The 12,707-nt window shown below is 70.5% G+C and carries 11 protein-coding genes and 1 pseudogene; 8 read left to right on the top strand and 4 right to left on the bottom strand.

Annotation, left to right across the window (positions count from 1 at the left end; all coding sequences use genetic code 11):
- The 3 genes and pseudogenes from G6022_RS16755 to G6022_RS02445 form a co-directional block, all read right to left on the bottom strand.
- Positions 1-290 (bottom strand): annotated as a pseudogene (locus G6022_RS16755) (hypothetical protein); the annotation flags it as partial.
- Between the two features lie 180 nt (positions 291-470).
- Positions 471-803 carry a DoxX family membrane protein gene (locus G6022_RS16750; RefSeq protein ID WP_241731006.1) on the bottom strand — a complete coding sequence of 111 codons (333 nt, stop codon included), beginning with the start codon at positions 801-803 and terminating at the stop codon, positions 471-473.
- A 181-nt stretch (positions 804-984) separates the two neighbouring features.
- Positions 985-1,686 carry an MBL fold metallo-hydrolase gene (locus G6022_RS02445; protein WP_095717220.1) on the bottom strand — a complete coding sequence of 234 codons (702 nt, stop codon included), beginning with the start codon at positions 1,684-1,686 and terminating at the stop codon, positions 985-987.
- 146 nt (positions 1,687-1,832) lie between these two features.
- Between G6022_RS02445 and uvrA the strand changes: the two genes are divergently transcribed.
- Positions 1,833-4,871, top strand: coding sequence for an excinuclease ABC subunit UvrA (gene uvrA / locus G6022_RS02440; protein ID WP_182639923.1), 3,039 nt, complete (start codon positions 1,833-1,835; stop codon positions 4,869-4,871).
- A 58-nt stretch (positions 4,872-4,929) separates the two neighbouring features.
- Here the strand turns inward: uvrA and G6022_RS02435 are convergent, their stop codons facing one another.
- Entirely contained in the window at positions 4,930-5,340 is a 411-nt protein-coding gene (locus G6022_RS02435; RefSeq protein ID WP_095717218.1) for a DUF1844 domain-containing protein, read from the bottom strand.
- Positions 5,341-5,657: 317 nt separating this feature from the next.
- On the opposite strand from G6022_RS02435, the gene infC reads away from it, so the two are divergent.
- The 7 genes from infC to pheT all read left to right on the top strand — a co-directional run.
- The gene (gene infC / locus G6022_RS02430; RefSeq protein WP_095717217.1) at positions 5,658-6,278 is read left to right on the top strand and encodes a translation initiation factor IF-3; all 621 of its coding nucleotides are present in this window, start codon (positions 5,658-5,660) and stop codon (positions 6,276-6,278) included.
- 93 nt (positions 6,279-6,371) lie between these two features.
- On the top strand, positions 6,372-6,566 hold the full coding sequence (gene rpmI, locus G6022_RS02425; RefSeq protein WP_007630819.1) for a 50S ribosomal protein L35: 195 nt from the start codon (positions 6,372-6,374) through the stop codon (positions 6,564-6,566).
- Between the two features lie 67 nt (positions 6,567-6,633).
- The gene (gene rplT / locus G6022_RS02420) at positions 6,634-7,014 is read left to right on the top strand and encodes a 50S ribosomal protein L20 (RefSeq protein ID WP_095717216.1); all 381 of its coding nucleotides are present in this window, start codon (positions 6,634-6,636) and stop codon (positions 7,012-7,014) included.
- Between the two features lie 11 nt (positions 7,015-7,025).
- The gene (locus tag G6022_RS02415) at positions 7,026-7,868 is read left to right on the top strand and encodes an RNA methyltransferase (RefSeq protein WP_182639924.1); all 843 of its coding nucleotides are present in this window, start codon (positions 7,026-7,028) and stop codon (positions 7,866-7,868) included.
- The gene (locus tag G6022_RS02410) at positions 7,865-9,526 is read left to right on the top strand and encodes an ATP-binding cassette domain-containing protein (RefSeq protein WP_182690972.1); all 1,662 of its coding nucleotides are present in this window, start codon (positions 7,865-7,867) and stop codon (positions 9,524-9,526) included. Before G6022_RS02415 ends, G6022_RS02410 begins: the two co-directional genes overlap by 4 nt.
- Positions 9,527-9,655: 129 nt before the next feature.
- The gene (pheS, locus tag G6022_RS02405) at positions 9,656-10,711 is read left to right on the top strand and encodes a phenylalanine--tRNA ligase subunit alpha (RefSeq protein ID WP_095717213.1); all 1,056 of its coding nucleotides are present in this window, start codon (positions 9,656-9,658) and stop codon (positions 10,709-10,711) included.
- 41 nt (positions 10,712-10,752) lie between these two features.
- Positions 10,753-12,707, top strand: a 1,955-nt coding sequence (gene pheT / locus G6022_RS02400; protein ID WP_182690971.1) for a phenylalanine--tRNA ligase subunit beta, incomplete at its 3' end; no start/stop codon positions are given.

Genomic DNA, 12,707 nt, shown 5'->3' with positions numbered 1-12,707 from the left:
ACGTGGGCGGCGACGCCGGCCTGGTCCCTCACCTGGGCGGCGATCGGGGCGGCCTGCTTGCGTGCCGCCGCGGTCCGCTCACGGAGGAGCTCGGCGACCTCCGGGGCCTTCGCCCGGACCACGTCCGCGACGCCGGACGCCTGACCACGGACCTGGTCTGCGACCTCGGGGGCCTTCTCGCGGACGGTGTCCGCGACCTCGGGGGCCTTGTCCTTCACGGAGTCGGCGACACCGCGGGCGTGGTCGGCCACGTTGTGGGCGACCCCCGCGATGGCGGCGCCGGCGGCCACGGACTCGGCCTTGGCCCCGGGCAGCTTGGCCGAGACCTTGTCCCCGGCCTTGCGGGCACGCCACGTCAGGCCCGGCTGGCCGGCGGTGTCGACCGATGCGAGCAGGAGCGCACCGAGCAGGGCGACGTCGGTCGCCAGACCGGTGGTCTTGCGTCTCTTGGCGGCGGGGTCGGACTCCGCCTAGAAGTCGTTGCGGGTGACGGTCGTGGGCAGGTGCGACGCCGTGAGGGCGAGGGCCGACAGGCGGGGGGCCTTGCCGAGCGCGAACAGCACACCGGCACCGACCTTGACTCCCGCGAGAGCCTTGACCAGGGTCTCGGTGTCCTTGGTGACCGGCGGCACGGAGGTCGTCACGTGCTCGTTGACGGCCTGCTCGCCCTTCTCCACCAGGGGTGCGGCCTTGTCCACGAGCGGGGCCGCCTTGGCCACATGGGCCTGCGGATTGCGTAGCGTCTCCACGCCGTCGATGACGAACACCGTGGCGAGCATGGGTCGTGCGAGTCGTCGGATCATCGTTCCTCCTGGGAATTGGGATGCGTGGTCGAACCTAGTGAAAACCCCGGCCCGGCGCCTCCGGTCGGAGGATCGTCCCCCGCCACGGACCCTACGGACCTGCGTGATGCGCTGGGACGATCAGCTGTGACGGGGGCCGGATAACGATTCTGATCGGCCGGTCGGTCGGTGCCGTCGGGCGTCACCAGCCGCGCTCTCGCCACGTGCCGAGGTTCGGACGCTCGGCCCCGAGCGTGGTGTCGTCCCCGTGCCCGGGGTGGACCACCACGTCGTCCTCGAGCACGGCGAAGACCCGGGACTCGAGGTCGTCCATGAGGGTGTCGAACTGCTCCCGGGTGCCCGTCTTGCCCGGTCCGCCGGGGAAGAGGGAGTCCCCGGGGAACAGGTGGGTCCCCTCCTCGGTGCGGAGGAGGAGCCCGATGCCGTCCGGGGTGTGACCCCGCAGGCCGATCACCCCGAGGCGCAGGTCCCCCACGACGAGCTCGTCACCGTGGGAGACGTGGCGGTCGGTCGGTACGTGGATGTCCCCGGCGTCACCGGGTGAGGCGATGGTGGTGAGGCCGAGGGCCTCGACGGTCTCCGACAGGCCGATCCAGTGGTCGGCGTGCAGGTGGGTCGTGACCACCTCTCTCACCCCGGGGGCGTGCGCCTGCAGGTGCGCGATGAGCTGGGGGGCGTCGTTCGCGGCGTCGACGAGGAGTGCCGCGCCCGTCGAGACGGACTCGATCACGTAGACGTTGTTGTCCATCTCCCCGACGGAGATCTTGGACAACCGGGCCGGGCCGACGGTCCAGCGCTCACCGGTCAGGCGGCCACCCAGGCGGCCGGAGTAGCCCTCGGTGAGGGTGATGTGCTCGGGGACGGACTCGGTGGGATTCGACATAATTGCAGGCTACTGGCGGCGACGGCGGTTCGTGGTGGTAAGCGTGTCGGGGTTCGTTGGTACCTTCGTCTGCGGGACGGCGGCCATGCGGCGCGCACGGCCACCGCCACGGGTCCGTGGCGACATCCCCCTCGGAAGGAGTACCCATGGTGGACCGTCTGGTCGTCCGCGGCGCACGGGAACACAACCTCAAGGGCGTGGACATCGACGTCCCGCGCGACTCCCTGATCGTCTTCACGGGTTTGTCGGGCTCCGGCAAGTCCTCGTTGGCCTTCGACACCATCTTCGCCGAGGGGCAGCGTCGGTACGTCGAATCCCTCTCCTCCTACGCGCGCATGTTCCTCGGTCAGATGGACAAGCCGGACGTCGACTTCATCGAGGGACTCTCCCCGGCGGTGTCGATCGACCAGAAGTCCACCAACCGGAACCCCCGGTCGACGGTGGGCACCATCACTGAGGTCTACGACTACCTGCGTCTGCTCTACGCGCGGGCGGGTGTTCCGCACTGTCCGACGTGCGGGGAGGTGATCTCGCGTCAGACCCCTCAGCAGATCGTCGACCAGATCCTCGAGGGGGAGGAGGGCGCCAGGTTCCAGGTGCTGGCGCCGGTCGTGCGCACCCGCAAGGGCGAGTTCGTCGACCTCTTCGCCCAACTCGCGGCCGACGGGTACAACCGCGTGCGGGTGGACGGAGAACTCCACACCCTCGCGGAGCCGCCGACGCTCAAGAAGCAGGAGAAGCACGACATCGAGGTGGTCGTGGACCGCCTCGCCGCCAAACCGTCCTCCCGCCAGCGGCTCACCGATTCCGTCGAGACCGCGCTGGGACTGGCGGACGGGGTGATCGTCATCGACTACGTTGACCTCGACGAGGCCGACCCCGGCCGGCGGCGCCGGTTCTCCGAGCACATGGCCTGCCCCAACGGCCACCCGATCGGGCTCGACGACCTGGAACCCCGCGCGTTCTCCTTCAACTCCCCCTATGGCGCCTGCCCGGTCTGCGACGGGCTCGGCTCGCACCTCGAGGTGGACCCCGACCTGGTGATACCCGATCCCGAGCGGTCGTTGGCGGACGGCGCGATCGCCCCGTGGTCGGGGGGCCAGAGCGCCGACTACTTCCAGCAGTTGCTCTCGGGACTGGCCGACGACCTGGGCTTCGACCTGCGCACCCCCTGGCAGGACCTGCCCGCCAAGGTGCGCAAGGCGGTGCTCGGAGGGGCGTCGACGAAGGTCCGGGTGCGGTACAAGAACCGCTACGGCCGGGTCCGGACCTACGACGCCAAGTTCGAGGGCGTCATGTCGTTCCTCAAACGCCGACTGGAGCAGACGGAGTCGGAGTCGCAGAAGGAGCGCTACCAGGGGTACATGCGGGAGGTGCCGTGCCCCGCCTGTGAGGGGACCCGTCTCAAGCCGGAGATCCTCGCCGTCACGATGACCGGCCCCGGCGGGCGTGACCGGTCGATCGCCGACATCTCCCGGATGTCGGTCGCGGACTGCGCCGAGTTCCTGGACGGCCTCGAACTGGACTCCCGCCAGGCGATGATCGCCGGCCGGGTCCTCAAGGAGATCCAGGCCCGCATGGGTTTCCTCCTCGACGTGGGACTGGACTACCTGTCCCTGGACCGGGTGGCGGGCAGCCTGTCCGGCGGGGAGGCCCAGCGCATCCGGTTGGCCACCCAGATCGGGTCCGGTCTCGCCGGCGTGCTCTACGTGCTCGACGAGCCGTCCATCGGTCTGCACCAGCGGGATAACCGTCGCCTGATCGACACTCTCGTCCGGCTGAGGGACCTGGGGAACACGCTGCTCGTGGTGGAGCACGACGAGGACACCATCCGCGCGGCGGACTGGATCGTGGACATCGGACCCCTGGCCGGCGAACACGGCGGACGGGTGGTGCACTCCGGGGACTACGAGGGGCTGCTGGCCAGCGAGGAGTCGCTCACGGGTGACTACCTGGCGGGGCGGCGGTCGATCGCGGTGCCCGACACGCGGCGTGGACTGAACCCGGAGAAGGTCCTCCACGTGCGCGGGGCACGCGAGAACAATCTCAAGAACGTCGACGTGGTGTTCCCGGGCGGTGTGCTGTGTGCCGTCACCGGCGTGTCCGGCTCGGGCAAGTCCACGCTCGTCAACGACATCCTCGCCACCTCGCTGGCCAACCAGCTCAACCGGGCGCGCCAGGTTCCCGGACGGCACTCCCGCATCGACGGGGTGGAGTCGTTCGACAAGCTGGTCCAGGTGGACCAGTCACCGATCGGTCGCACCCCGCGGTCCAACCCGGCCACGTACACCGGGGTGTTCGACAAGATCCGGACGTTGTTCGCGGCGACCACCGAGGCCAAGGTCCGGGGCTACAAGCAGGGGCGGTTCTCGTTCAACGTCAAGGGCGGCCGTTGCGAGGCGTGTCAGGGGGACGGCACGCTCAAGATCGAGATGAACTTCCTGCCGGACGTCTACGTCCCGTGCGAGGTGTGTCACGGCGCCCGGTACAACCGCGAGACCCTCGAGGTGCACTACAAGGGCAAGACCATCGCCGAGGTGCTCGACATGCCCATCGAGGAGGCGTGCGAGTTCTTCGAGCCGATCACCTCGATCCACCGGTACCTCAAGACCCTCTCGCAGGTCGGCCTGGGGTACGTGCGTCTGGGCCAGTCGGCACCCACGCTGTCCGGCGGTGAGGCGCAGCGGGTCAAACTCGCGGCCGAGCTGCAGAAGCGGTCGAGTGGACGGACCGTCTACATCCTCGACGAGCCCACCACGGGTCTGCACTTCGAGGACATCACCAAGCTCCTCCTGGTGATCCAGGGGCTGGTCGACAAGGGCAACACCGTCATCGTGATCGAACACAACCTCGACGTGATCAAGAGCGCCGACTGGGTGATCGACATGGGGCCCGAGGGTGGCGCCGGCGGTGGCGTCGTCGTGGCCGAGGGCACCCCCGAACAGGTCGCGGCGGTGCCGGAGAGTCACACCGGTCGCTTCCTCGCGCAGGTCCTCCCGGTCACGCAGGAGGGCCCGGAGGGATCCCGGACCGTCCCGGCGTCGGTCGATGGTGCGCCCGCCAAGAAGGCGGCGGCGAGCAAGGCCGCGGCCACGAAGGCGCCCGCGAAGAAGGCGCCCGCGAGGAAGACGGCGTCGGACAAGACCGCGGCCAAGGCGGCACGCAAGGCACGGGCCCTGCGCTGACCCGACGCCGGAGGGTGCGACCGTGGCGTCGCGTACCCCGGCGTCGGGCAGTCGGGGGTCAGTAGACGGGGCCGGTGAACTTCTCGCCAGGACCCTCGCCGGGCTCGTCGGGGAACGCGCTGGCCTCGCGGAACGCGCGCTGCAACCCCTGGAGACCATCCCGCACCACGCTGGCCTGCGGCCCGAGGTACTCGGCGGACCCGGTCACGAGTCCGGCGAGCGAGGTGATCAGCTTGCGCGATTCGTCGAGGTCGAGATGCGGGCTCGCGGTCGGGTCGTCGTCGGACAGCCCCAGCTTCTCCGCCGCGGCGCTCATCAGCACGACGATCGAGCGGAAGATGATCTCCTGGGCGGGGACGTCGGCGAGTTCGACGATCTCGACCTCGCGGGCGTCGAGATGGTCCTCGAGAGAACTCTCTGCGGTCGCGTCGGCGGCGGGATCTGTGGACGCGGGGTGGTCGGTGTTCATGCCGAACACTGTCCCACGGGCCGGTCGACTACGGGCGGTCGGACCGGTTTGGGGGTCCCCGGGAATCCTGGTAGAGTTCTGCTCCGACTGTGGGAACCCGCTTAGTGGTGGGTTCCGACGTCCAAGAGGAGTCCGATCTCCCACCATCCGACGCCCCGGGTTGTTTGATGGTCACCACCCCCGACGAGGGGTCTGCGAGCGTATCGCGGAGACGTCTCGTCGACGGGTGAGGAGTGAGAGGCCCCCGGTATCCGTGCCGTGGGGCCTTCTCGGTATCGCCGGTGTGTCCGGTGGTGCCGTGGGTACCTCGAGGGCGGATGCGCGACCGCGCCAGCGGTCGCGGACAGAGCACCATCTACCGAGGAGGGCCCATCAGCGCCGAAGCACGTATCAACGAACGAATCCGTGTCCCCGAAGTCCGACTCGTCGGCCCCGGGGGCGAGCAGGTGGGGATCGTTCGCGTCGAGGACGCACTTCGTCTGGCCCTGGAGGCCGATCTGGACCTCGTCGAGGTCGCGCCCACCGCGCGCCCGCCGGTCTGCAAGATCATGGACTACGGAAAGTTCAAGTACGAGGCGGCGCAGAAAGAGCGCGAGTCGCGGAAGAACCAGCAGCAGACCGTGGTCAAGGAGCAGAAGCTCCGGCCCAAGATCGACACCCATGACTACGAGACCAAGAAGGGGAACGTCGTCCGTTTCCTCGAGAAGGGCTCCAAGGTCAAGGTGACGATCATGTTCCGCGGTCGCGAGCAGTCCCGCCCCGAGCTCGGGTACCGGCTGCTCCAGCGCCTGGCGGACGACATCACCGAGTACGGATACGTCGAGACCAGTGCCAAGCAGGACGGCCGTAACATGACCATGGTCGTCGCCCCCCACAAGGGCGCCAAGACCCGGGTCAAGGCGCAGGAGTCGAAGGTCACCGACCCCGCCTCGGAGTAGGACTCCGGCACCACACCGACCACCGGACGCACGTCGTCCGCTCACCCGAGACCCCGCCGGTCTCCGGGACGAACCATGTGAGGAAGACCGATCATGCCGAAGATGAAGACCCACAAGGGCACCGCCAAGCGTTTCCGGAAGACCGGGACGGGCAAGCTCGTGCGCCAGCAGGCCAACCGCCGCCACATCATGGAGAAGAAGCCCACCAAGCGCACCCGTCGTCTCGACGGTCGCACGGACGTCGCCCCGGCCGACGTCCCCCGCATCAAGCGGCTCCTCGGGCTCTGAGCCCTCTCCCATACGTAGTACTTCCGGTCGCCGTGAGGTGACCACCCAGATCAGTGAGGATTGACCAGTGGCACGCGTGAAGAGGGCAGTCAACGCCCAGAAGAAGCGTAGGACCGTACTCGAGTCCACCAAGGGCTACCGCGGGCAGCGTTCGCGGCTGTACCGCAAGGCCAAGGAGCAGATGCTCCACTCGATGACCTACAGCTACCGTGACCGTCGCGCGCGCAAGGGCGACTTCCGGAAGCTGTGGATCACCCGCATCAACGCGGCGGCCCGCGCCAACGACATGACCTACAACCGCTTCGTCCAGGGCCTCAAGCTCGCGGGCGTCGAGGTGGACCGCAAGGTGCTCGCCGACCTGGCCGTCACCGACCCGGCCGCCTTCACGGCGCTCATCGAGGTCGCGCGCAAGGCCCTGCCGGCCGACGTCAACGCGCCGGCTGCCTGACGTCTGCGAATGTGACGCACAGCACCCTGCCCGGGGAGGGCACCGGACGACCCGCGGATCCGTTCACCGAACGGACACCGCGGGTCGTTTCCGCATCCAAGCTCCACCGCGCGGCCGCCCGACGCAAGGCCGGGCGCTTCCTCGCGGAGGGGGCCAACTCGGTCGAGTCGGCCCTGACGACCGGGGCGGCGATCGAGGTGTTCTGCGGCGCGGACTCGCTCGACCGGTTCGCCACCCTCGTGACCACCGCATCGGCATCCGGGGTCACCGTCTCCGTGGTGACCGACCGTGCGATCAGGGCGCTGTCGGACACCGTCTCGCCCACGGGCATCGTGGCGCTGTGCCGGTCGGTCGTCCGCGGCCCCGGGGACCCGGACGAGGGGTCTGTGCGCCTCGTCGCGGTGGGCCAGGCGCTGGCCGAACCGGGGAACGTCGGCACCCTCATCCGCGTCTCGGACGCACTCGGCGCCGACGCCGTGTGGCTCACCGGGGGCGCGGTGGATCCGGAGAACACCAAGGCGGTCCGCGCCTCCGCCGGCAGCCTCTTCCATCTCCCCGTGGTGCGCGGGATCGCCGAGACGGACCTGGTCGACCGCGCCCACCGGTTGGGCCTCCAGGTCGCGGTGGCCACCGGCGACGGTGAGGTGGACATCGAACACGCCGACGACGTGCTGTCCCGGCCGACCGCGTGGGTCTTCGGAAACGAGGCGCACGGCGTCCCCGACGCGCTGGCCGACGCTGCCGACGTCCGCGTGCGCATCCCCCTCCGCGGGCGGGCCGAGAGCCTGAACATCGTCACCGCTGCCTCGATCTGCCTCCACACCAGCGCGCGCCTGCAGGCCGCCGCCTCGTGACCGCCACCCTCACCGCCCGCGGCCTGGGAGCCTCACGAGGTGCGCGGACCCTGTTCGCCGGTCTCGACCTCGTCGTCGCCGAGGGTGACGTCTGGGGGCTCACCGGACCCAACGGCGCCGGCAAATCGACTCTGCTCCACGCCCTCGCCGGCGCGCCCGACGCCGAGATGTCGGGGACGGTCACCGTCAGCCCACCGCACGCGACGGTGGGGTTCCTCCGTCAGGAGGTGGAGCGCCACGACGACGAGGAGGTGCGCGACTTCCTGCACCGCGCCACCGGGGTCGCCGACGCGCAGGCGCACATGGACGCGCTCGCGCTGCAGATGGCGGACTCGGACTCGGCCGCCGACGCCTACGGCGACGCCCTCGAGCGATGGTTGGCCCTCGGCGGTGGAGACCTGGACGAGCGGATCCCGGTGACCGCCGCCCGGCTCGGATTGGACGTCGCCGTTCTGGGTCTGCCGATGTCGGCGCTCTCGGGCGGCCAGGCCGCCCGTGTCACCCTCGCCGCCGTGCTGCTCAGCCAGTACGAGATCCTGCTGTTGGACGAGCCGACCAACGACCTCGACCTGGCGGGGCTCGCGGTGTTGGAGGACTTCATGCGGACCGAGCGGCGTCCGATGGTGGTGGTCAGCCACGACCGTGAGTTCCTGGCCAGGTGTGTGACCGGGATCGTCGAGCTCGACTCGGCCCAGCGGCAGATCACGGTGTTCGACGGAGGATACGAGTCGTATCTCGCCGAGCGCGCGCTGGCGCGGCAGCGGGCGCGCGAGGCATACGAGGAGTACGCGGGCCGGGTCGGTCAGCTCAAGGACCGCATGCAGACCCAGAAGACGTGGCTCGACAAGGGCGTCCGCAACACCATGCGCAAGTCGGGCGGCAAGGATGCCGAGAAGGACAAGCACATCCGCAACCGGGCCGGCCAGCGGTCGGAGAAGCAGGCCGCCAAGATCTCCCAGACCGAGCGTGCGATGGAGCGGCTCGACGTGGTGTCCGAACCGCGCAAGGAGTGGCAGCTGCAGATGGAGATCGCGACCGCGCCCCGGTCGGGGTCGGTCGTGGCCGTGCTGTCCGAGGCCGTCGTCCGCCGCGGAGACTTCGCGCTCGGTCCGGTGACCCTGCAGATCGACTCGGGGGACCGGGTGCTGATCTCCGGCGCCAACGGGTCCGGCAAATCCACGCTGCTGGGCCTGCTCGCGGGAGATCGGCTCCCGGACACCGGGCGGGTGAGCACGGGAGCCGGCGTCGCGGCGGGTCGCGTCGACCAGGCCCGCGCGGAGTTCGGTGGCCCGGGGCCCCTGCTGGACACGTTCTGCGTGGCCGCGGACCCGGCGGGTCTGGACCCCACCGAGGGTCGGACGGTGCTGGCCAAGTTCGGACTGGGCGGCGAGCACGTCGCCCGGTCGTGCGCGTCCCTGTCCCCGGGGGAGCGGACCAGGGCGGCGCTGGCCCTGCTCCAGCAGCGCGGCGTCAACCTGCTCGTGCTGGACGAGCCCACCAACCACCTGGACCTACCCGCGATCGAGCAGCTCGAGCAGGCCGTGGAGGCCTTCGACGGCACGGTCCTGCTGGTGACCCACGACCGGCGGATGCGCCAGGGTTTCCGGGGGACCCGCGAGCTCGTGGTGGACTCCGGGGCCGTTCACGAGGTGCGTTAGCGGGTGACCCCTCGCGGCGAGGGGGTACGCGCAGGTGGGCCGGGGGGTCCGATCCCGATCGACTAGTCTGTTGCGGGATGCCGCCGGCGGTCGCCGGAGATCGCCGTGACGGGGAGGACGAGAGCACAGGTGAGCGAAGACACGAGCGCTGTCGAGGTGCGGATCGACGAGGAGTCGCTGGCCGGGTACGCGGCGGAGGCCGAGGCGGCGTTCGCCGCCGCCACGGACCTGGACGCCCTGGCCGCAGCCAAGACCGCCCACCTGGGCGACCGCAGCCCGATCGCGCTGGGACGCCGGACCCTCGGGTCGCTGCCCAAGGAGCAGAAGGCCTCCGCCGGAAAGGCCGTCAACGTGGCGCGGGGCAGGGTCCAGCAGGCCTATGACGCCCGCCTCGCCGAGCTGCAGGCGGAGCGTGACGCCGCCGTCCTCGTGGCCGAGACCCTGGACCTGACCGTGCCGTCGGGTCGGGCTCCGGTGGGCGCCCAGCACCCCATCACGATCATCACCGAGCAGGTCGCGGACGTGTTCGTGGCGATGGGGTGGGAGATCACCGAGGGCCCGGAGGTCGAGGCGGAGCACTACAACTTCGACGCCCTGAACTTCCTCCCGGACCACCCCGCGCGCACCCTGCAGGACACCTTCCACATCGCTCCCGAGGGCAGCCGCCAGGTGCTGCGCACCCACACCTCGCCCGTGCAGATCCGGACGATGCTCGATCGGGAGCCGCCGATCTACGTGGCCTGCCCCGGTCGGACGTTCCGCACGGACGAGCTCGACGCCACCCACACCCCGGTGTTCCACCAGGTGGAGGGGTTGGCGATCGACAAGGGGCTGACCATGGCGCACCTGCGCGGTGCGCTCGACGCCTTCGCCCGCGCGCTCTTCGGACCGGAGACCCGTACCCGGATGCGGCCCAACTACTTCCCCTTCACGGAGCCCTCTGCCGAGGTCGACGTGTGGTTCCCGCGGAAGAAGGGGGGCGCGGGCTGGGTCGAGTGGGGCGGGTGCGGGATGGTCCACCCCAACGTGCTGACCGCCTGCGGCATCGACCCGGAGGTCTACTCGGGGTTCGCGTTCGGCATGGGCCTCGAGCGCACCCTGCAGTTCCGCAACGGACTGTCCGACATGCGGGACATGGTCGAGGGGGACGTGCGGTTCTCGCTGCCCTTCGGCATCCGCGCCTGACCCACCGCCCCTTCCACCCGAGAAGAACAAGGACCCCCACAGTGCGAATTGCGCAGTCCTGGCTGACCGAGATCCTGCAGCGGGCCAACGACGGTTGGTCGGTGACCCCGGCCGAGCTCGACGCGGGGTTCGTGCGCGTCGGCCTCGAGGTCGAGGGCGAGCCGGAGCAGTTGCCCGAGATCTCGGGACCGCTCACGATCGGTCGGGTCAGCAGTATCGAGGAGCTCGAGGGGTTCAAGAAACCCATCCGCTTCTGCCTGGTCGACGTGGGTGCCGGCGAACCGCAGCAGATCGTCTGCGGGGCGCGGAACTTCGAGGCGGGCGACCTGGTGGTCGTCGCGCTGCCCGGAACCGTCCTTCCCGGTGGGTTCGAGATCGGCAGGCGGAAGACGTACGGCAAGCCCAGTGAGGGCATGATCTGCTCGGCGTCCGAGCTGGGGATCGGATCCGACCACAGCGGCATCATCGTCCTGGCCGAGGGCACTGCGGAGCCCGGCGACCCGGCCGGGCCGGTCCTCGACGCCGGGGCGGCGGGACCCGACACCGTCATCGAGCTCAACGTCACCCCGGACCGCGGGTACTGCCTGTCGGCGCGCGGCCTGGCCCGCGAACTCGCGTGTGGATTCGGCCTGGACTTCGCCGATCCCGCCGTCGAACAGGGCCTCGGGTCCGAGGGCGAGACCTGGCCGCTCGAGGTGACGGAGGAGTCCGGCGCCCGCCGGTTCGCCCTGCGCCGGGTCACCGGAGTGGACCCCACCGCGCGGACACCGTGGTGGATGGCCAGGCGGCTGCTGCTGTCGGGCGTGCGCCCGATCTCGCCGGCGGTCGACGTGACCAACTACGTCATGCTCGAGCTCGGGCACCCGATGCACGCGTTCGATGCCGCGACGCTCGAGGGCGGTCTCGTCGTCCGCCGGGCGCGGTCCGGGGAGGTGCTCACGACCCTCGACGACGTCGAGCGGACGCTGGACCCCGAGGACGTGGTGATCTGCGACGATCGCGGGCCGATCTCACTGGCGGGTGTCATGGGCGGCGCGAGCACGGAGGTGTCCGGGCAGACCACGGACGTCCTCCTCGAGGCCGCCGTGTGGGACACCCTCGCGGTGTTCCGGACGATCCGCCGTCACAAGCTCCCCAGTGAGGCGGGCAAGCGGTACGAGCGTGGTGTCGACGCCGCGGCCACGATCGCCGCACTGGACCGGGCGGCGACTCTGCTCGCCGGGATCACCGGCGGAACGGTCGAGGCCTCGCTCACCGACATCGGTTCCGCCCCCGTCATGCCGACCATCGCGTTCGATGAGGGCAGGCCCTCCCGCGTCGCCGGCGTGGACTACCCGACCGGCACCGCGCGCCACCGCCTGGAGCAGGTCGGGTGCACGGTCACCGGGGACGACGAGGTGCTGCTCGCGGTCACCCCGCCGACCTGGCGACCGGACCTCACGCTGCCCGCGGACCTGGTGGAGGAGGTCCTCCGCCTCGAGGGGTTGGAGAACATCCCGTCGGTGCTGCCGACGGCGCCGGCCGGCCGCGGGCTGACCGCGTTCCAGCGCGGGCGTCGCGCGGTCGGCCACGCCCTGGCGGCGGCCGGGCACGTCGAGGTTCTCACCTCGCCGTTCTGTGATCCGTCGGTGTTCGACGCCATGGGACTGGACGACGACGACGAGCGGCGCAGGACGATGTCCGTGGTCAACCCCCTGGAGAGCGAGAAGGGGCATCTCGCCACCACGCTCCTGCCGTCGCTGGTGGAGATCGCCCGGCGCAATCTCACCCGCGGCACCCGCGACCTGTCGCTGTTCTCGGTCGCGCAGGTCTCCTTCCGCACCCCCACCACCGGGGCGGTCGGGATGCTGCCCGTCGACCGCGAGCCGACGCCGCAGGAGAGGGACTCGCTGACGGCCTCGCTGCCGGAGCAGCCCCTGCACGTGGCCGCCCTCTACACCGGCAGGCGCGAACCGGCGGGTCATGCCGCGCCGGGCCGTGACGCCGACGCCCTCGA

The organism is Dietzia sp. Cai40 (assembly GCF_014145165.1).
Classification (GTDB): Bacteria; Actinomycetota; Actinomycetes; order Mycobacteriales; family Mycobacteriaceae; genus Dietzia; species Dietzia natronolimnaea.
The sequence above is the reverse complement of the archived record's forward strand: the minus strand, read 5'-3'. Positions and strand labels throughout refer to the sequence as shown.